We start from the raw sequence: 18,795 nt of genomic DNA, 5'->3' as shown, positions 1-18,795 counted from the left end.
TTTTGTCCCGGCAGGAGCCTTCTGTGGCTTCTGCCCGTCACGGTTTCCTCTGACGTCTTACCTCGCTTCTATCCCTTCTGTTGTGGCTATTTCTTCACTTTTGTTCGCGGCTACCCCACGCTCTTCACACTTTTGTGTTGCGTGCCTTTGCGTAATGTAACCATCTGGTTAACAATGAAATCAGGTCTGACCTGTTGTGCTCGCAATTTATTTTTGGCTAACGGAAGTATTTTTGGTTAACGGGAGTATTTTCGGTTAACAGGAGCGTTTATGAGTGAGGTATTACCTCTGATAACCCGCCGTGGCGATCGCATTGCGTTCGTGAGCGGATTACGCACCCCATTTGCCCGGCAGGCAACGGCCTATCATGGCGTACCCGCCCTCGAATTAGGGAAGCTCGTCACCAGTGAATTACTGGTTCGCACGGGTATCGATCCTGCATTGATCGAACTAGTGGTGTTCGGGCAGGTGGTCCAAATGCCCGAGGCGCCGAATATCGCCAGAGAGATCGTGCTCGGTACGGGGATGAGCGTACATACCGATGCCTACAGCGTGTCGCGCGCCTGTGCCACCAGTTTTCAGGCGGTCGCCAACGTGGCAGAAAGTATTATGGCGGGTACGGTGGAAGTCGGTATTGCCGGCGGCGCGGATTCCTCTTCCGTGCTGCCTATTGGTGTCAGCAAAGCGCTGGCCAGAACGCTGGTGGATATGAACAAAGCCAGAACGCTGGGCCAGAAGTTGAAACTGTTAAGCGGTCTGCGCCCGAAAGACCTGCTGCCGGTTGCGCCTGCCGTGGCGGAGTATTCCACTGGGTTGCGCATGGGTGATACCGCGGAACAGATGGCAAAAACCTACGGTATCACACGTGAAGAGCAGGATGAACTGGCGCACCGTTCGCACAAACTGGCGGCACAGGCTTGGGAATCTGGCGTGTTGCGCGATGAAGTGATGACGGCTTACGTCCCACCGTATGAGAAAGCGCTAAGCGAAGATAACAATGTGCGCCATGATTCCGCACTGGAGCAGTATTCCCGTTTACGCCCGGCGTTCGATCGCCGACATGGTTCGGTCACGGCGGCTAACAGTACGCCGCTGACGGATGGCGCGGCGGCCGTTTTAATGATGAGTGAATCCAAGGCTAAAAGTCTGGGACTCACGCCGCTAGGCTACCTGCGCAGCTATGCATTCAGCGCCATTGGCGTACAGCGTGATATGTTGCTGGGGCCGGCTTATGCTTCTCCGCTTGCGTTGGCAAGGGCTGGCGTGGCACTGGCTGATTTGACGCTCATTGATATGCATGAGGCTTTTGCCGCCCAGACGCTGGCCAACCTCAAACTGTTTGCCAGCGATGAGTTCGCACGCACCCTGTTGGGCAGACATGCCGCGCTGGGTGAAGTAGACCGCGCCAAGTTCAACGTGCTGGGCGGCTCTATTGCCTATGGTCATCCCTTTGCCGCTACCGGCGCGAGGATGATTACCCAAACGCTGAATGAATTGCGCCGTCGCGGCGGCGGGCTGGGATTAACCACGGCCTGCGCGGCGGGTGGGCTGGGCGTGGCAATGGTACTGGAGGTGACGCCATGAACGATCAACAGCCTTTCCCTACCGTAACGGAAAGCTCCTCGGCCTTTTCTCTCACTATTCGGCCAGACAACATTGGCGTGATCGGCATTGATGTGCCCGGCGAGAAGGTGAACACGCTAAAAAGCGAATTTGCGCAGCAGATTCTCTCCGTCTTCGAGCAGGCGCGACAGCATGCGACGCTCAGGGGGCTGATTCTGATTTCCACCAAACCTGACTCGTTTATCGCTGGTGCGGATATCACCATGTTGGATCAGTGCAGCAGTGCTGAACAGGCAGAAAATTTGGCGAAGCAAGGGCAGGAAACGTTCGATCAGATTGCTGCACTGCCGTTCCCCGTGGTGGCTGCGATTCACGGTGCCTGTCTGGGCGGTGGGCTGGAGCTGGCATTAGCCTGTGATTATCGCGTTTGCTCGCTGGATGAAAAGACGGTGCTGGGGCTACCGGAAGTGCAGCTTGGGCTCCTTCCCGGCTCGGGCGGAACGCAGCGCTTGCCACGGCTGATTGGCCTGGATAGCGCGCTGGATCTCATTCTGACCGGTCGTCATCTCCGCGCGAGTCAGGCGTTACGACAGGGGCTAGTTGATGAAGCTGTCCCGCACGATATCCTGCTGGAGACCGCGGTAGAGATCCTCAAAAAAGGAAAACGCAAAGCCGTGCCGCTGGGCTGGCGTTCTCGTCTGCTGAGCAGTCCGGGCATTCGCCATGTGCTGTTCAAAATAGTGAAACGCAAAACCCGTGCGAAAACACACGGCAACTATCCGGCTACCGAAAAGATTATTCAGGTGGTGCGCCGGGGAATCGAAAAAGGCCGTGAAGAAGGATACCGTCAGGAGGCGCGAGCGTTTGGCAAGCTGGTCATGACGCCGGAATCTGCCGCGCTACGCCATCTGTTCTTTGCTTCCAACGCCTTAAAGAAAACCGCTGGTGCGGCTTCTGATGCCAAGCCGATTCACTACGTCGGCATTCTTGGCGGTGGGTTGATGGGGGGAGGGATCGCCAGCGTGACGGCGACGCGCGGGCAGTTGCCAGTGCGCATTAAAGATATTAATGAGCAGGGCATCAACCATGCGCTGAAGTACAACTGGCAACTGCTGACCAAGCGCGTCCAGCGTAAACGGATGAAGCCGACGGAGCGTCAGCGGTTGATGACGTTGATTTCCGGCAGTACGGACTATCGTGGGTTTGAACATGCGGATATCGTCATTGAGGCTGTCTTTGAAGATCTGGCGCTGAAGCGGCAAATGGTGGCGGAGATTGAAGATCATGCCGCGCCGCATACGATATTCGCGTCAAACACTTCATCGCTGCCCATCCACCAGATTGCGGAGGGCGCGCGTCGTCCGCAGCAGGTTATTGGCCTGCACTATTTTAGTCCGGTGGACAAAATGCCGCTGGTTGAGGTGATTCCTCACGCGCACACCAGCGCAGAGACGGTGGCAACGACGGTGGCTCTGGCGAGAAAGCAGGGGAAAACCGCGATCGTCGTGGGCGACAGCGCCGGTTTTTATGTGAACCGCATATTAGCGCCTTATATCAACGAAGCGGCTTACTGCTTACTGGAAGGGGAACCGATTGAATCGATTGACTATGCGTTGGTGCGCTTTGGCTTCCCTGTCGGCCCGCTCGCGCTGCTTGATGAGGTCGGTATTGATGTCGCGACCAAAATTGTGCCGGTGTTAAGCGAAGAACTGGGTAAACGTTTCACCTCCCCACCCGCGTTTGATGCAATTCTGAAAGACGGACGTAAAGGGCGAAAGAATGGGAAAGGGTTCTATCGATACAATAAAACGCGCCGTTTCTGGCACGCGGGGAGAGAGGTGGATAGCTCGATTTACCCTCTGCTGGATGTGACGCCGAAAGCCCATATCGATCCCGCGCTCATCAGCCAGCGTGGTGTAATGATGATGTTAAATGAGGCCGCGCGTTGTCTGGATGAAGGCGTGATCCAATGTGCGCGCGATGGAGATATCGGTGCCGTATTCGGTATTGGTTTCCCTCCTTTCCTCGGCGGGCCATTCCACTACATGGATCGTCTGGGAGTGGAAACGGTAGTGAAAACGCTGCTGGTGCTGCAACAGCAGTATGGAGATCGGTTTGCCCCCTGTGAACGTTTGCTCGCGATGCGGGAAGAGCGGCGGACGTTTTATCCGCCAATCGATGAGGACGATAGCGCTAGTTAATCGTGACGTTGATCGTGACGGTGTCTTTATAGGCTCCCTCCGGCTGGCTGGCCTGACTGGCGTTAATGCGGGCGGTGTACGGGATACTCTGTGTAATCCCCGTACCCGTTCCGCTGTAATCGTTTGTTTCGGTCCAGGCGATATTACCAGTGCGGTAGAGCTGATATTGCAGGTAGTAAGGGGTGCCGCCGACCGTGGCCGTCATTCTGCGCCAGTTGGCATCGTCGGGATGCGTACTGACGAGCTTGACGGTATACGCGCCCAGCAGTGTACAACGCACCACGAGGCTATTGCTGACCGCCGCGAAATCGGCGGGAAACGCGGCTGTGCCAAAGCTGATATTCGGCGCGCTGGTGATCTGGCAATCATTGGTGATGTTCATGGTAATGTTGAGGGTTGAGGTCGTTGTTCCTTCCTCGTAAACGCAGACCGTCACACCTAATACCGTTGCCCCTAGTGAGCAAAGCCGATAGTCCCATTTGATCGTCACCGTATCTGTATAGGTACCGGCGGAGACGTTGTTGCCAATACTGGTACGGATATAGATCGGTATGGAGCCGTCCGATGAGTTGAACAGGCCTAATATCCCCAGAAAGGTGGTTTGGCTCCAGGTGTAGGTCGAACCGATGTTATAGAGCGTACCGCAGCCAGAATCCATACACAGGCTGTAGGGAACGTAGTCTGAGCTTGTCCCTCTGCGCATCCGCATGGTGGTGCCGCTGGGGTTGCTGTCACTCTGTATTGTGGCGGTGATGGTATTGGTGCTGTTTAGGCTCAACAAACTTCCCGTACAGCGAAACCCACTCCCCGAGGCCATGATTTGGGGTGTTCCATTAACACCGACAACGGAAGAAGCATAAGGCCCCAGTGTAGTGGAACTTGGTGGCGTCGTGCAGGCGGCGTAGCCAAAGGGGGCGTAATACAGCGCCATCAGCAGGAAAGCCAGACGCAGCCAGCGGGCAGATCGCCGGTTGGCGGGGAAGACGTGCTGGATTGTCGGTATCGTGGTCAGCATCATGTTATCCTTTTGGGTCAGTCGTCTGGCAGGTGAGTGGGCCGATGGTCGCCATCATGGTCTGTGATTCCGGCAGTGAGAATTCCACCCGGCAAAGCCGTCCGTCTTCTTGTTTGAAACGTAAGCGATTAGCGGTTCCCAGATTGGTGAAGTAGGCCAGACCATCGTAGCCGCTGATGGTGGTGTCGCCACTGATTTCGTCGGTTATCCAGGTGCCGATGGTGAGCGGATTGCCATCCGTATTGCGCAGCTTAATGTTGGCCGCTCGCACGACATGAACGGGGAATTTCACGATGGTGCCGCTGCCTTCTTTGACCGACACGCGTGATTCCACCTGCGGTGTGGAGACGTTGGCTGGCAGCTGTAACGTATCGATTTCCAGTTTCGCGGGGTAGTTGGATACCACCCACGGTACGAGTAAGTGGCCGCGTTTATTCGTTTTCCCCACCAGTTGGTTTTCATATTTTACCGGGACATCGGGGTATCCTTCGGTATCGACCACAATAAAGGCGTCGTTGATGCGGTTGCTGGGGAAAAGCCCCCCGTTCATGTAGATCAGCGAACCGCTCAGTTCCCCCCACTGCGTGGTATCGCCTTCGTTGCCATAGGTTCCGCCAGCCATTGTGGCATAAGGGCCACGCCAGTTCAGCGAGCCTTGGTGATAAGGGTTTTTTCCTGCGCCATACGCGGCGTTCCAGCCAAATCCGCCTTCTGTCGGCGCGGTACGGTTCACCCCTACGCGCGGTGAATAATCGCCATTGCTGTCGCGCTGAACCCCGGCATTGATGCTGCCGTTTCTACCAAAAGGCATCACGAACTGGAGCTGGGCGCTGTAGCCGTTTTCTCCCAGCGCTTTATTAAAGGCGAGGTAAATGGAGCTGTCCTGCCAGACCTGACGGCTGAAAGAGAAATTCAGCAGACGGGTACGGGTTGAATCGTACGCGCGGATGTCGAAGTAACCCACGCCGAATGAGCCATTGCCTTCACCAAACAGCTGGCTGTTGAGTGTCGCCTGATAGCTTTCCCGACTGAGTCGGCCTTCTGTGAGCACGGCGGTTAAATCGCGGTATTTCTCACTGCGCTTAGCGTGTTGAACGCTCATGCCAAAGGCGGAACTGTAGTAAGAATATCCCGTGGTGTATTGGTGTCCGGTGGCTTCCTTTTCGCTCTGGCTGTAGGAAGAACTCAGCGTTCCCCAGCGGCCGACGGTAAAATCTACCCCCGCGCCGAGCAGATAGAGATCTTTTACCGCTTCGCCATGTGTCGATACCGTCAGTTTATTGGTCAATCCGTAGCGATAGATGCCGCTGACGGCAGGATCGTCAGTGTAGGAATTATTCTGTATGCCATAGTCCTGACGCAGAACGCCAACGGACAGATCGAAATCGCTCAACCCCTCTCTCAGCAACGCGTTGGAGACGTAAAAGGGGATGGTGGTGGAAATCTGTCGCCCCTGTGCGTCCGTGGTGATGACGGTCGCTTCCCCTGCGCCGTTCAGGTAAGGCGTATTGGTGAGGGTGAATGGACCTGCGTTCAGGCTAGTACTGTTGGCTTTATAACCGTTGATAAACAGGTCAAGTGTGCTGGGCACAGCGGCGGTACCGGTGTATTGCAGCATCGGATAGGTCACGATATCCGGGCGAAGGCCAAAATTGCGGGCGACACGCAGGCCGCCCATACGTACCGAGTTACTCCACGTCAGGGAGTTGCTAATCAGGTCGCCAACCTGATAGGTGATCATGCGTTCGTTATCGTTATAGCGCCAATAGGTATCGAAGCGCTGATAGCCATTTTGCTGCGAAGTGCTGTTGCCCGAGGTGAAATAGTAGATTCCCGTATTGGATAAGGTTCCGTAGGGGCTGAAAAAGCGCTGTTCCATCCAACTACTGAGAGAATCCGAACTGCCGCGGGGCGAGGTGTAATAAAGGTTATAGTTGAAGAGCAGGCCAGGGCTACTGCGGGCGGGGAAACGAGCCATATCCTGTCCCCCACCTTCGACGGATTGCTCGGGCAGCCAGTGCATCGGCACGGTGAGCTTTAGCTGCTGTATGGTCTGATCGTAATCGACAGTGACATCGGGCAGGGCGCTGATATTAATCTGCCCCACGCTTTGCTCCGACAGACGAATGTGATTCTGACGCAGTGTTGCCGCATCGACATAATAATTCCCGTCACGATATGTGACAGGCACGACCTGATTATCGCTCTGTCCGTTAACGGAAATCGTCAAATAATAAACGGATTCGCTGAGTGAAGGCATGGCGCTGGGGGGCGCAGGAAGATCGGCATAGTCTTCCGCGAGAATCGTCGCAGAATAAAACAGCGCAGATGGCGCGTACATGAGCAGAAGGAAGGCACTTGTTTTACGCTTCATGCCAGACCTCACCATGGCCGTACAGTCACTCGACACACCTTTGTCATCAACCGAGCCATCATTCGCGTTTAATCAGTATGGGATCGGTGATATCGATCAAGTTGGTGAAGAGCTGCATCGCCGCGCCTGGTGTGGATACGCCCGCAGGCAACGGCCAGCGCATCTCTTGCCCTGGTAGCACATAGCCTAAAAAGCCATCGGTTATCTTTATCCGGCTTCCTTTTCCGCTTTGGTCAGATGACCAATAGACGTTACTCAGGCGGGCGTGCACCACGCCACGGTTACGGACATACAGATAGCTTTTTCCTCCAACTGCACTGACTCGCCAACTAAGTACGGGGAGTGTCGGTTTGGCGTTGGCGCGTCGTTTCTCTGGGCGACTATGCGTCCATATGCCTTCACCATCGAGAAACAGAGGCAGCAGATAGCGCATCTGGAATTGCAGCCCCATCTGCGGGGCATTTTGTTGATAGGGGGCGGAAATCTCATCAACGATGATGCGGTAAGCCTGTTCGGTATTGGCGGGAGCCGAGTTGACGCGAATCAGGCGTACCATATTGCGCTTACCCGGTTCCAGCGTCATGAACGGCGGTGTAGCAATCACGTTACTTTGTTCAGCATAGCGATCCTGAAAGTCTATTTGCTTCCAGGACATGATGCGGATTTGCAAACCGACGGGCGCATTGCCTTTGTTTTCCAGCCACAGTGCTGAGCTGTTCTCATCAGCTTCAATGACCTGATAAATCGGCCACACGAGAATAGAACTGGCGGCAAAGCAAAATGTGCTGAAACTGCTTAATAAAAAGGCCATTGCCCGAATAAAAAACGTCATTTTCCTCTTCATCCTGTGTTCACCCTGTTTTGTTTTTAATAAGTCAGGCTGACGGTCACGTTATCGGTATAAACCCCTGCGGGAGGCAGAGGCGTGCCGCCAAAATAGCGGGCATAAACGGTGTAGGTCTGGGTTGTGGCGGGAAAGGAGACAATACTGAGCGCCAGACTTCCCGTACCCCACACCTGCGTGCGCGCAGCATCGCGGTAAAGCTGATAGGCCAACAGGCGCGTTCCCGCTGCATTTTTCAGATAACGCTGCGCACTGCTGCCGCCATTGGCGCCGTAACCCAGTTCAATGATGGCGCTTGTGCCGGGTGTGCAGGTGGCAACAATCGAGCCGCCGCCGCTGGTGCTGGCGATATCCACGTTGGTTGCCGTGGCGCTGCGCGTTCCGAAGTCAAGCGTGCCCATGTTGGGCTGGCTATTTGCCGTGCTGGTGCCAAAAACGCAGCCTCTTTGTATCGTCGCTGTGACATCGAATGTGCTGCTCACGGTGAGCGCTATCGCCGCCGTGGGAATGATGGCGCCGGACAGCAGAAGTGACAAAACCCATGCCGATGGAAAACGCATCGCAATACCAACGGTTATCTAGCCAGAATGGCGATGTGGAACACACCCGACGCAAGGGTGAACGGCAGAGTGCAGTCAGTAAACGCGATAACGTGTATAAGGCGTGGTGACATAACGGCTCCTTTTCTGCGGATCAATTTTTGTGGATCAATGACCCTAAAAAGGCCGGCATGTGGGCATGCCGGCCTGTAAAAGATTACCATTCGATAGTTGCAGTGACTGTGTCGGTATAAGACCCGGCAGTGGGCGCCAGAACGGTTTGGTCTAACGGCTGAATACGCGCATAAATCGGAACCAACTGCGGGTTGCCCGTTGCCACAATGGCAATGCCGGTGGTGCTACTTAGCGGTATTTCAGTGGTGCGGGTTGAGTCGCTATATAAACGGTAAGGGATATTATACGTTCCTGTACCCGGAGCCAGCCTGCGTAGCGAGGCGGTGGCGTTTGCACCAGCACCTATCTTTAATGACGCAGGGGTACCTACAGAGCAACTGACCGTAATTCCGTTGCCCCCGATGCTGGTTATCTGGCTATCTATCGCGGTAGTCAGATCGGAGTGGGAGCCGAAGTCTATTGTTCCCCATGTGGTTCCTGCGCCTACTCCGTTGTCGACCGTGCAGGCGGCGGTAATGGTAAGTGATACAGGAATCTGACCATTAATCGTCACGCTGCTGGCGGTGGGGGATAGGCCAAATGTGGTGAATAACGTCGCCAGAATAGATAATGTGATACGTTTAGAATTCATAACGATTCCTTTATATGTCTCTCACTTATTTTCATCGAAAGTGTCTTCACGAAATTACCTTCACGAAAGTACCGTGGTTTCCGTGAAAACTGCTCGTCATGAGTGACTATTACGAAAAAAACCATAACGAGTCGTTTTAATCAGTACGTGTATTTATATGACATAGTTTCGGTTTTTCGGGAAAATGCAAAAGAGATGTTCTCTTTCCCGATCACCTAACCTACAGACATAAAAAATCGCACTGCTGAAATATGTATCGCTACTATTTTCAGTGCTTTCCGTATGGTGAAAATAAATCTATAAAGAAATGTACTGCTAATTTTTTTCTTCCATGGTGTGAATAATGGCGGGCATATAAAATAACAGAGAGGTTCTTCGGGCTTTATCCTGAATTGCACATTCGTCCATAAATAGAAGAGCAATCTATTTTTATTATATGACGTTATATTCTGTGTAATGACCTTGTTTATATAAAAAGAATAGTAAAAAACGCTATTTAAGATAAAGATAGAAGTAGAGTGGTTGTTTAACAATATCGCAAAATTGATATGCGTCAAAAAAGTTTAAGTAATCGATATTTTTTTCTTTTAAAGTTTTTTATGCTGGATTTTTGATTTCTACTTGGATGTATATCCTAATTTTTTATTTTATCGTAATAAATCTGAATTCCCATCCTAATGGTGTGGTTATCTACTTCGGATGTGAGAGACTGTGCTGTATGTCTTTAAATGTTTTATTTATCATATAATTACAGTGATAATGCAGACGTGTGACGTACCTTCTGGCGCTGTCGCTTCAGGGCAATTATTGACGCTTTGGTCACAGATCGGCTAAAAATGCGTCGTTGAAAATGATTAATTTCACAACACTATTCGGTCATATTTCCGACTGACTCCGGTCGGTGGGCTGTGGGAGGATGCGGGTAAGGATGAATTTTTCTACCAAAACCTGACCTCAGGCGAGTTTACATAGTGAAAAACTCAGGTAACCTACAGCAAACCTGATATGGCTTATGTTTCCGGCATGCTCAAATTGCAGGAAAGCCAATCCTCATCCCATCTGGTTATGAGGATATACCATATATTTCATTAACATAGCGGTGTAATATGCAAGTGTTGATAATGCGTCATGGTGATGCGGTACTTGATGCAGCGAGTGATGCCGTTCGGCCATTGAGCGACGGTGGTCGTGATGAGTCTCGTCAGATGGCGTGTTGGTTGAACGAGCAGAATATCGATATTGAGCGCGTTTTAGTAAGCCCTTATTTACGCGCCCAGCAAACGCTCGACGTAGTGAAGAACGTGCTGCCGCTGCCAGAAGAAGCGGATTGCTTAAATGAGCTCACACCCGGCGGGGATGCCCAGCTAGTTGGTTACTATCTGCAAACGCTGGCAAGAGAAGGTGTTGCGGCGGTGTTGGTTGTTTCGCATCTGCCGCTGGTGGGTTATCTGGTCGCCGAATTATGCCGCAATGAAACAGCACCGATGTTCGCCACGTCCGCTATCGCCTGTGTGACAGTGGAAGCAGAATCTGGCAACGGCGTACTGCACTGGCAAGTCAGCCCGGCACAGCTGACCGCAAAACCCTAACACGATTCACCCCGAATACCTGAATTCATAGGAGACAAGGCGTGTAATGGGTTTACACGCCTTGTCGTTTGTTGGCGAAGGGCGGGGCTATTCAAGCGAAGGCGCTTCCAGCGCCACCAATACCAGCAGCGCGGCGTTCCCGCCAAATTCTTTCGGTGCCTGATGAAAAGCCAGCACGTCAGGGTGCTGCGCCAGCCAGAGCGGCGTTTGTTGCTTCAGTATATGTTTGCCGTGTCCGTGCATCACGCAGGCGCAGTAAACGTGCTCCCGACGGCAGGCCGCCAGCAGAGCACCCAACTCCTGTTTCGCCTGAAGCTGCGTCAGGCCGTGCAGATCCAAAAACAGCTCCGGTGAATAGTCTCCCCGGCGGAGTTTCTTCAATTCATAGTGGCTGGCGCCGGGGCGGACGTAGCGCGTCGGGCCTTCTGCATCCAACTGGGGCTGAAATTCATCCGAAAAATAGAAACTGGCATCAACCTGCTCCTGCAATGCCCGTTTTGCTGGTAATTCGCCTATTTTCCTGCGCTGCGGTTTGTGGGTATAGGTGTCCTGACGCAACTTTTTTGTGCCAGTGATTGACGTGCGAAAAAGCTGTAATTCGTCGTCATTCAGCGAATATTTATTACTCATATTTCATTCATCTTGCGTCAACATTCGAGCAGTTTACCTCGTCTCCCCGCCGTCGCTAAATAAAAGTCTGTATCGAGGCGCATTCAGTCGGTTATATCTGCTGATTTGTCGCGGGCTTCATGGCAAACTAAGCGCCAATTTCCCGTTCAGAACTGTCTGCGGAGGACACCCTTGGACAAAATTTTCGTCGATGAGGCCGTCAGTGAACTTCATACCATTCAGGATATGTTGCGCTGGGCTGTCAGCCGGTTTAACGCAGCCAACGTCTATTACGGTCACGGGACGGATAATCCCTGGGATGAAGCCATACAGCTGGTATTACCTAGCCTGTATTTGCCGCTCGATATTCCTGAAGATATGTACACGTCCCGTTTGATCACCAGTGAGCGGCAGCGCATTGTGGAACGCGTGATTCGCCGCGTCAATGAGCGTATTCCGGTCGCTTATTTGACCAACAAGGCCTGGTTCTGTGGCCTGGAATTCTACGTTGACGAACGCGTGCTGGTGCCGCGTTCTCCTATCGGTGAATTGATCAATAACTATTTCGATGAGCAGTTGCCAACAGCGCCAAATCACATTCTGGATCTGTGTACGGGCAGCGGGTGTATTGCGATTGCCTGCGCGCAGGCGTTTCCCGAAGCGGAAGTTGACGCTGTGGATATCTCTGGCGATGCGCTGGCGGTAACCGAGCAGAATATTCAGCAGCACGGCCTGGAATACCGCGTCACGCCAATCCGGTCTGACCTGTTCCGCGATTTACCGGCGATTCGCTATGATCTGATCGTGACCAATCCACCGTATGTGGATGAAGAAGATATGTCCGATCTGCCGCAGGAATTCCGCTTCGAGCCGGAACTGGGGCTGGCAGCGGGCAATGACGGTCTGGATCTGGTACGGCGCATTCTGGCCTGTGCGCCAGACTATCTTAGCGACAACGGCGTGCTGATTTGCGAAGTGGGCAACAGCATGGTGCATTTGATCGATCAATACCCAGAAATCCCGTTCACCTGGCTGGAATTTGATAACGGCGGTGACGGCGTGTTTATGCTAACGCGATCACAGCTGGTTGATTGCAAAGATCATTTTAGCGCTTACCGTGATTCGGATAGTTGATAAGCCTATTTGCGAAGTGAGGGCGGGAGTAACGGAATAGAAGAGTAAAGCGTTTGCGCCAGGGAAAAAAGCGTCAGGAACGCTTTTGAACGTCGCTTGCGACGGCCCTGAAAGGGTGAATCTCAGGGACGAGATTCATATCTGCGCAATCCGAGCTTACAGGGATGTACTTGCAGCGTCTTTACGATCTATCCGTTACTACCGCTTAACGACTTCTGTCAGCAGCCGTGATTAAACGGTCATAACGACACTCATTACCCTTACCGCTTTACCTAGCGGTAAGGCAGAAACAGAACACATGCGAAGGAGTTGTGATGGCAGGCAACAGTATTGGGCAATTTTTCCGCGTCACTACATTTGGTGAATCCCACGGTATTGCTCTGGGATGTATTGTTGATGGCGTACCACCGGGGATCCCGCTGACGGAAGCGGATCTGCAACACGATTTGGATCGCCGCCGTCCGGGAACATCCCGCTATACGACGCAGCGCCGCGAGCCCGATCAGGTCAAGATCCTGTCCGGCGTTTTTGAAGGTGTAACCACAGGGACCAGCATTGGTCTGCTGATTGAAAACACCGATCAGCGTTCTCAGGACTATAGCGCTATTAAAGATGTTTTTCGCCCGGGTCACGCCGACTACACCTATGAGCAAAAATATGGCCTGCGCGATTATCGCGGTGGTGGCCGCTCTTCCGCGCGCGAAACCGCGATGCGCGTTGCCGCAGGAGCGATTGCGAAGAAATACCTGCAACAGAAATACGGTGTGAAGGTGCGCGGCTATCTGTCGCAGATTGGCGATGTTACCTGCGAGCTGAAAGATTGGGATCAGGTTGAGCAAAACCCGTTCTTCTGCCCGGATGTCGACAAGCTGGACGCTCTGGATGAACTGATGCGTGCGCTCAAAAAAGAGGGCGATTCCATTGGCGCGAAGGTGAGTGTCGTGGCGGAATCCGTCCCCGCCGGATTAGGCGAGCCCGTGTTTGATCGTCTTGATGCCGATCTGGCTCATGCGTTGATGAGCATCAATGCCGTGAAAGGCGTCGAAATTGGCGATGGTTTTGCGGTTGTGACCAAACGCGGCAGCGAAAACCGTGATGAAATCACGCCGGACGGTTTCCAGAGCAATCACGCTGGCGGCATTTTAGGCGGGATCAGCAGCGGTCAGCATATCGTCGCGCATCTGGCGTTGAAGCCGACCTCCAGCATTATGGTGCCGGGGAAAACGATCAACCGTCAGGGTGAAGCGACTGAAATGGTCACGCGCGGCCGTCACGATCCCTGTGTGGGTATTCGTGCTGTGCCGATTGCCGAAGCCATGATGGCGATTGTATTAATGGATCACCTGCTGCGCCAACGCGCACAGTGTGGGGATGTGAACAGTCAGGTTCCTCGCTGGTAAAACATAATGAAACAAGGGTTTATCGGGGTTCTCGCGCTGGCGCTGAGTGCGCCGCTGTGGTCGAACGCCGTGTGGGCGAAAACGCCCTGGCAGGAGATTACGCATCCGGTTGCGGGCACGCCGCAGTCAATTGGGAGTTTTTCCAATGGCTGTATCATCGGTGCCCAGCCGCTGCCGTTGCAGTCGTTGGATTATCAGGTGATGCGTGTCGATCAGCGCCGCTATTTCGGTCACCCCGATCTACTGGCGTTTATTCACCGCCTGAGCAACGAGGTGAAGCGCACGACTTCGGGTAATGTGCTGGTGGGGGATATGGGGATGCCCGTCGGTGGACGTTTCAGCAGCGGCCACGCCAGTCACCAATCCGGGCTGGATGTGGACATCTGGCTGCAATTGCCCAGACAGCGCTGGAGCGAGCAGCAGTTGCTGAAGCCGCAGCCTATTGATTTGGTGAATGCAAGCGGGCTTAATGTTAATCCGCGCGTCTGGCGACCAGAAATCACCACCCTGATCAAAACCGCCGCGCTGGATAGCGACGTGACGCGAATCTTCGTCAATCCGGCGATTAAAAAACAGCTGTGTGCTGAAGCTGGCCACGATCGTGACTGGTTGCGTAAAGTTCGCCCCTGGTTTGCACACCGTGCGCATATGCATGTGCGCTTGCGCTGCCCGGCAGACAGCCTGGAGTGTCAGGAACAGAGCGATCCGCCACTTGGTGACGGATGCGGTGCCGAATTAACCAGCTGGTTCCAACCGAAACAGCCGAGTAGTGAAGCACCAGAAAAAACCATGCCGCCGCCATTGCCTCCTTCTTGTCAGGCATTGCTCGACAGACATTTTTCCGCGAGATAACAAATAACGATGGATTGGTTAGTGCTTGGGCCAGAAACGCTGGCCGTGCTGTTTTTTGTCGGGGCGTTGGCTGGATTTATTGATTCGATTGCGGGCGGCGGCGGTTTATTGACGATACCAGCTCTGCTGGCGGCTGGGTTATCCCCGGCGCAGGCGCTGGCAACGAATAAACTTCAGGCCGTCGGCGGATCCTTTTCCGCCAGCCTGTATTTCATCCGTCGTCGCGCGGTGAATCTGGGCGAGCAGAAACTGGCGATTGCGCTGACGTTTGCGGGGTCGACCTTTGGTGCCTGGCTGATCCAGCAAATTCACGCCGACTTTCTGCGTCAACTGCTGCCGGTGCTGATCATTGGCATTGGCCTCTACTTTTTATTAACGCCAAAAATTGGTGATGAAGATCGGCAGCGTCGCCTGTCGCCACTGCCGTTTGCGATTCTGGCAGGCGGCTGCGTCGGTTTTTATGACGGTTTCTTTGGCCCCGGTGCGGGGTCATTTTACGCGCTGGCGTTTGTCACCTTGTATGGCTTCAATCTGGCTAAAGCGACAGCGAATGCCAAGATCCTGAACTTTACCTCCAACTTCGGCGGGCTACTGTTTTTCATGCTGGGCGGTCAGGTTGTCTGGGTGGCCGGCGGTGTCATGCTGGCAGGGCAGATGATTGGGGCTCGACTCGGTGCCAGAATGGTGATGACGAAAGGGCAAAAGCTGATTCGTCCTATGCTGGTGCTGGTTTCCGCCACCATGAGCGGCAAACTGATTTATGACAGCCACGGTCACACGATTGCTGTCTGGCTGGGGCAGTTTTTATGATGACAGGTTTATGATAACAACAGATAACATGACAACGACGCACCATTATCAACAACTGATTGATATTTTTAATGATTGCTTTGGCGATGAATACAATACTCGCCTGATAAAAGGTGACCATGAGCCGATTTATCTGCCCGCGGATAATGAAATTCCGTATCACCGGATTGTCTTTGCGCATGGTTTTTATGCCAGTGCGCTGCATGAGATTTCTCACTGGTGTATTGCCGGTGCCCAGCGGCGCTTGCAGGTTGATTTCGGCTACTGGTATTGCCCTGATGGCCGCGATGCGGCGACGCAAAGCCAGTTTGAGGGAGTGGAAATCAAACCTCAGGCTTTCGACTGGCTGTTCTGTGTCGCTGCGGGCTTTCCGTTTAACGTCAGCTGCGACAATCTGAACGGCGACTGCGAGCCGGACCGCATTGATTTTCAGCGGCGTGTGCATGCGCAGGTGATGCAGTATCTGGAAGAGGGGATTCCCGCTCGTCCGGCACGCTTTATTCACGCGCTACAATCGTTTTACAATACGCCCCCGCTGACGGCGGCGAGCTTCCCGTATCCAGCCGATCTGTGATGCGCGGGAAATGCAAAAACTTGAGGATAAGACATGATCGCAGAATTTGAAACGCGCATTCTGGCGCTGATTGATGACATGGTAGAGCATGCCAGCGACGACGAACTGTTTGCCGGCGGCTATCTGCGTGGTCATCTGACGGTGTCGGTGGCAGAGGCGGAAGAGCACGGGGAACAGACGCTGGAAGCCCTGCACGCGCGCGTGAGCGACAGCATTAATAACGCCATTAAAAACGGTGAATTGTCACCGCCGGATCAGGTATTGGTTAACGGAATGTGGGAACGTTTGTTCCAGCAGGCGCAGAATAGTACGCACTGATTTCCCCTGTGGGCTAATCGTTAATCTGTCAGTGCTGGCCTGTCGAGCCAGCACACTTCTTCCCCATTAGTCCTTCGCTGTTCTTATTAATCCTGAGTGACAGGCTTACCTTTCAGCAGTTTTCTTATCCAGAAACGATTCGGATTGAGCGCGGCGAGCGTATCGCGATCCAGCGGTAGCGGTTCACCATAGATCTGCGAAGCCAGAATTTCCGCGGCGAGCGGGGCGGAGCAGAGCCCGCGTGAACCTAATGCGCCGATAATAAACAGATCCTGCCAGTAAGGCGCGTTTGGTACCACATCGGCACGGTGCTGGGGATGCAGTCGTTCTTCATATTCTGCCAGCGTTTGTTCATAGTCCGGCACAGCCCCTAAGAGCGGCAAATGGTCGCGCAGCGCACAGCGAACGCCCTGACGCGCTTGCGCATCGCTGACGTCGATCGTCTTGACCCACTCTGCGTTAGGCAAGCAATTCAGCAGCCGTTGGCGGTTCTCTTGCTGTTCTGCTTCCCGATAATCACAGCGCGAATCTCCCCGCACATAGCTTGCCCCGATGCAGTGCGTCTGATGACGTGGACTGACCGGCGTCAGATAGCCGTCGTAGCACAGCACCTGTTTGAGTTGCCCCAGCACGGGGTTGGTAGGAATATGACTGACCTGCCCACGCACGGCGTAGGCCGGCAAATGGTGGGTTTGCGACCAGTCGGTAATGCGATAACCGTTCGCCAGCACCACAACCGTATGATGTATCTTCTGGCCGCTGCTCAGGGTAAGCGCCCAGCCGCTGTCTGTTTTCTCCAGTGCCGAAACGGGGGTGTTCATCTGTACTGCCAGGCCGTTTTGCTCTGCCAGCCTCAGCGCTGAAGCTGTCAGCTCCGCCGGACAGAGCCAGCCGCCCTCGGGATAGGTGATGCCGTCTACGCCGGGATTCAGGCCGCTCTGTTTTTCCAGTTGCTGCGCATCTGCGCTCACGACCAGCGCTTCCGGCCAGTTTCCTTGCAGAATTTGCTCGATCTTACGCGCACTCTTTTCATCCCAGACAAGCTGGTTGACGCCACACCATTGGTGCTCAAACGCCAGCCCTTGTTGCGCCAGCGATGTGTAGTGGCGGCGTGCAAAGTCAAACGCGACAGAAAAAAAGCGGGATACCGCATCGTGCCGATTATTCAGCAGAGGATAAAGTGCGCCCTGACGATTGCCGGATGCGCCCGTGGCAGGCTGTGCTTCCTCACAATAAAGCGTGACGTTCGCGCCGCGCCGTTGCAAAGCCAGTGCGGTGAGTACGCTGGCAATACCACCGCCGATAATCGCAATATCATCAGTCGTACTGGCCGCAGGGCGCGCGTACCACGGTGTGGGCGAAATAACGGGAAGTGTGTCGGGAAGGATGCCGCTCAGCATCTCGCGCTTCTGGCCGAATCCTTTGATTTTGCTGACCTGAAATCCTGCCTGTTGCAGACCGCGACGTACAAAGCCCGCAGCGGTAAACGTGGCAAATGAGCCTTCTTTACGGCACAAACGAGCCATCGCCTGAAACAGATGCTCTGTCCACATATCCGGATTCTTGGAAGGTGCGAAGCCGTCCAGAAACCAGGCGTCGACCTGATGATTCTGGGTATCATCCAGCTCAGGTAGTAAAGCGTTGACATCACCGAACCACAGATCAAGCGTGATAGCCCCCTGCGCCAGAATCAGACGATGGCAGCCCGGCAGCGGTAGCGGCCATTGCTCACGCAACTCATCTGCGAACGCTGCCAGTTCTGGCCACTGGGCGTGCGCGGCAGCCAGATCGTGCCGGCGCAGAGGGAATTTCTCGAAGCTGATGAAATGCAGGTGGCGTAATGTCGCCTGCGGCTGCTGTTGGCGAAACGCGGCAAAAGCTTGCCACAGCGTGAGAAAATTCAGGCCAGTGCCAAAGCCGGTTTCTGCTACTACGCAGGTGGTACGCGGATGTGTGATAAAACGCTCAGGAAACTGATTGCCCTTTAAAAACACATAACGGGTTTCAGCCAACCCATCCTGATTCGAAAAATAGACGTCATCAAACTGTTGCGATACAGGTGTACCCTGAGCGTTCCAACTTAACGACGCGTGTTGGATGGGAAGATTGGCCACGACAAAAGCTCATTATTCAAGTGATGGCGAGATTTTAACGAGCGGACTATCGTGGCGCAAATTTAGCAATAATTTCTCGATAGTTCGGCTGAT

At 53.9% G+C, this 18,795-nt stretch carries 17 protein-coding genes; 10 read left to right on the top strand and 7 right to left on the bottom strand.

The features are described 5' to 3' along the window. Positions 1-270 precede the first annotated feature (270 nt). Both fadI and fadJ read left to right on the top strand, forming a co-directional pair. On the top strand, positions 271-1,584 hold the full coding sequence (fadI, locus tag NAL19_RS14695) for an acetyl-CoA C-acyltransferase FadI (RefSeq protein WP_263057730.1): 1,314 nt from the start codon (positions 271-273) through the stop codon (positions 1,582-1,584). Next, positions 1,581-3,764 carry a fatty acid oxidation complex subunit alpha FadJ gene (gene fadJ / locus NAL19_RS14690; RefSeq protein ID WP_263057729.1) on the top strand — a complete coding sequence of 728 codons (2,184 nt, stop codon included), beginning with the start codon at positions 1,581-1,583 and terminating at the stop codon, positions 3,762-3,764. Before fadI ends, fadJ begins: the two co-directional genes overlap by 4 nt. On the opposite strand, the gene NAL19_RS14685 is transcribed toward fadJ, so the two are convergent. From NAL19_RS14685 to NAL19_RS14670, 4 genes are read right to left on the bottom strand one after another with little or no spacing between them, the layout of a single operon-like run. Continuing rightward, positions 3,757-4,779 (bottom strand): spore coat U domain-containing protein, encoded by a 1,023-nt coding sequence (locus NAL19_RS14685; protein WP_317630325.1) that lies wholly within the window; start codon positions 4,777-4,779, stop codon positions 3,757-3,759. The genes fadJ and NAL19_RS14685 overlap by 8 nt on opposite strands. Before the next feature lie 4 nt (positions 4,780-4,783). After that, the gene (locus NAL19_RS14680) at positions 4,784-7,153 is read right to left on the bottom strand and encodes a fimbria/pilus outer membrane usher protein (protein ID WP_263057727.1); all 2,370 of its coding nucleotides are present in this window, start codon (positions 7,151-7,153) and stop codon (positions 4,784-4,786) included. 58 nt (positions 7,154-7,211) lie between these two features. Further along, a complete protein-coding gene (locus NAL19_RS14675; protein ID WP_263057726.1) occupies positions 7,212-7,985 on the bottom strand; it encodes a molecular chaperone in 774 nt (257 codons plus the stop codon). A gap of 35 nt (positions 7,986-8,020) precedes the next feature. Further along, entirely contained in the window at positions 8,021-8,557 is a 537-nt protein-coding gene (locus tag NAL19_RS14670) for a spore coat U domain-containing protein (RefSeq protein WP_263057725.1), read from the bottom strand. On the opposite strand from NAL19_RS14670, the gene NAL19_RS14665 reads away from it, so the two are divergent. Continuing rightward, positions 8,527-8,667 (top strand): hypothetical protein, encoded by a 141-nt coding sequence (locus NAL19_RS14665; RefSeq protein WP_263059772.1) that lies wholly within the window; start codon positions 8,527-8,529, stop codon positions 8,665-8,667. The genes NAL19_RS14670 and NAL19_RS14665 overlap by 31 nt on opposite strands. An 86-nt stretch (positions 8,668-8,753) precedes the next feature. On the opposite strand, the gene NAL19_RS14660 is transcribed toward NAL19_RS14665, so the two are convergent. Continuing rightward, entirely contained in the window at positions 8,754-9,302 is a 549-nt protein-coding gene (locus NAL19_RS14660; RefSeq protein ID WP_263057724.1) for a spore coat U domain-containing protein, read from the bottom strand. A 1,106-nt stretch (positions 9,303-10,408) separates the two neighbouring features. Here NAL19_RS14660 and sixA point away from each other — a divergent pair. Next, on the top strand, positions 10,409-10,891 hold the full coding sequence (gene sixA, locus NAL19_RS14655) for a phosphohistidine phosphatase SixA (protein ID WP_225085286.1): 483 nt from the start codon (positions 10,409-10,411) through the stop codon (positions 10,889-10,891). Between the two features lie 87 nt (positions 10,892-10,978). Here the strand turns inward: sixA and smrB are convergent, their stop codons facing one another. Beyond that, complete coding sequence (gene smrB / locus NAL19_RS14650) at positions 10,979-11,521, bottom strand: endonuclease SmrB (protein WP_263057723.1); 543 nt, start codon at positions 11,519-11,521, stop codon at positions 10,979-10,981. Positions 11,522-11,692: 171 nt separating this feature from the next. On the opposite strand from smrB, the gene prmB reads away from it, so the two are divergent. The 6 genes from prmB (at position 11,693) to NAL19_RS14620 (ending at position 16,588) form a co-directional block, all read left to right on the top strand. Then, positions 11,693-12,634 (top strand): 50S ribosomal protein L3 N(5)-glutamine methyltransferase, encoded by a 942-nt coding sequence (prmB, locus tag NAL19_RS14645; RefSeq protein WP_225085284.1) that lies wholly within the window; start codon positions 11,693-11,695, stop codon positions 12,632-12,634. Between the two features lie 314 nt (positions 12,635-12,948). Next, positions 12,949-14,034, top strand: a complete 1,086-nt coding sequence (gene aroC, locus NAL19_RS14640) for a chorismate synthase (protein ID WP_263057722.1) — start codon at positions 12,949-12,951, stop codon at positions 14,032-14,034. A 6-nt stretch (positions 14,035-14,040) separates the two neighbouring features. Beyond that, the gene (gene mepA / locus NAL19_RS14635) at positions 14,041-14,886 is read left to right on the top strand and encodes a penicillin-insensitive murein endopeptidase (RefSeq protein WP_225085282.1); all 846 of its coding nucleotides are present in this window, start codon (positions 14,041-14,043) and stop codon (positions 14,884-14,886) included. Between the two features lie 9 nt (positions 14,887-14,895). Then, entirely contained in the window at positions 14,896-15,696 is an 801-nt protein-coding gene (locus NAL19_RS14630) for a sulfite exporter TauE/SafE family protein (protein ID WP_225085281.1), read from the top strand. 28 nt (positions 15,697-15,724) lie between these two features. Next, on the top strand, positions 15,725-16,270 hold the full coding sequence (locus tag NAL19_RS14625; protein WP_225088191.1) for an elongation factor P hydroxylase: 546 nt from the start codon (positions 15,725-15,727) through the stop codon (positions 16,268-16,270). A gap of 33 nt (positions 16,271-16,303) precedes the next feature. Beyond that, positions 16,304-16,588 (top strand): YfcL family protein, encoded by a 285-nt coding sequence (locus NAL19_RS14620; RefSeq protein ID WP_225085280.1) that lies wholly within the window; start codon positions 16,304-16,306, stop codon positions 16,586-16,588. Between the two features lie 86 nt (positions 16,589-16,674). Here the strand turns inward: NAL19_RS14620 and mnmC are convergent, their stop codons facing one another. After that, the gene (mnmC, locus tag NAL19_RS14615) at positions 16,675-18,702 is read right to left on the bottom strand and encodes a bifunctional tRNA (5-methylaminomethyl-2-thiouridine)(34)-methyltransferase MnmD/FAD-dependent 5-carboxymethylaminomethyl-2-thiouridine(34) oxidoreductase MnmC (RefSeq protein ID WP_263057721.1); all 2,028 of its coding nucleotides are present in this window, start codon (positions 18,700-18,702) and stop codon (positions 16,675-16,677) included. Positions 18,703-18,795: the final 93 nt, after the last annotated feature.

Origin of the sequence: Pectobacterium sp. F1-1, assembly GCF_025643735.1 — a bacterium.
In the GTDB taxonomy this organism is placed as follows: Bacteria; Pseudomonadota; Gammaproteobacteria; order Enterobacterales; family Enterobacteriaceae; genus Pectobacterium; species Pectobacterium colocasium.
This window is presented reverse-complemented; position numbering and strand designations above follow the sequence as displayed.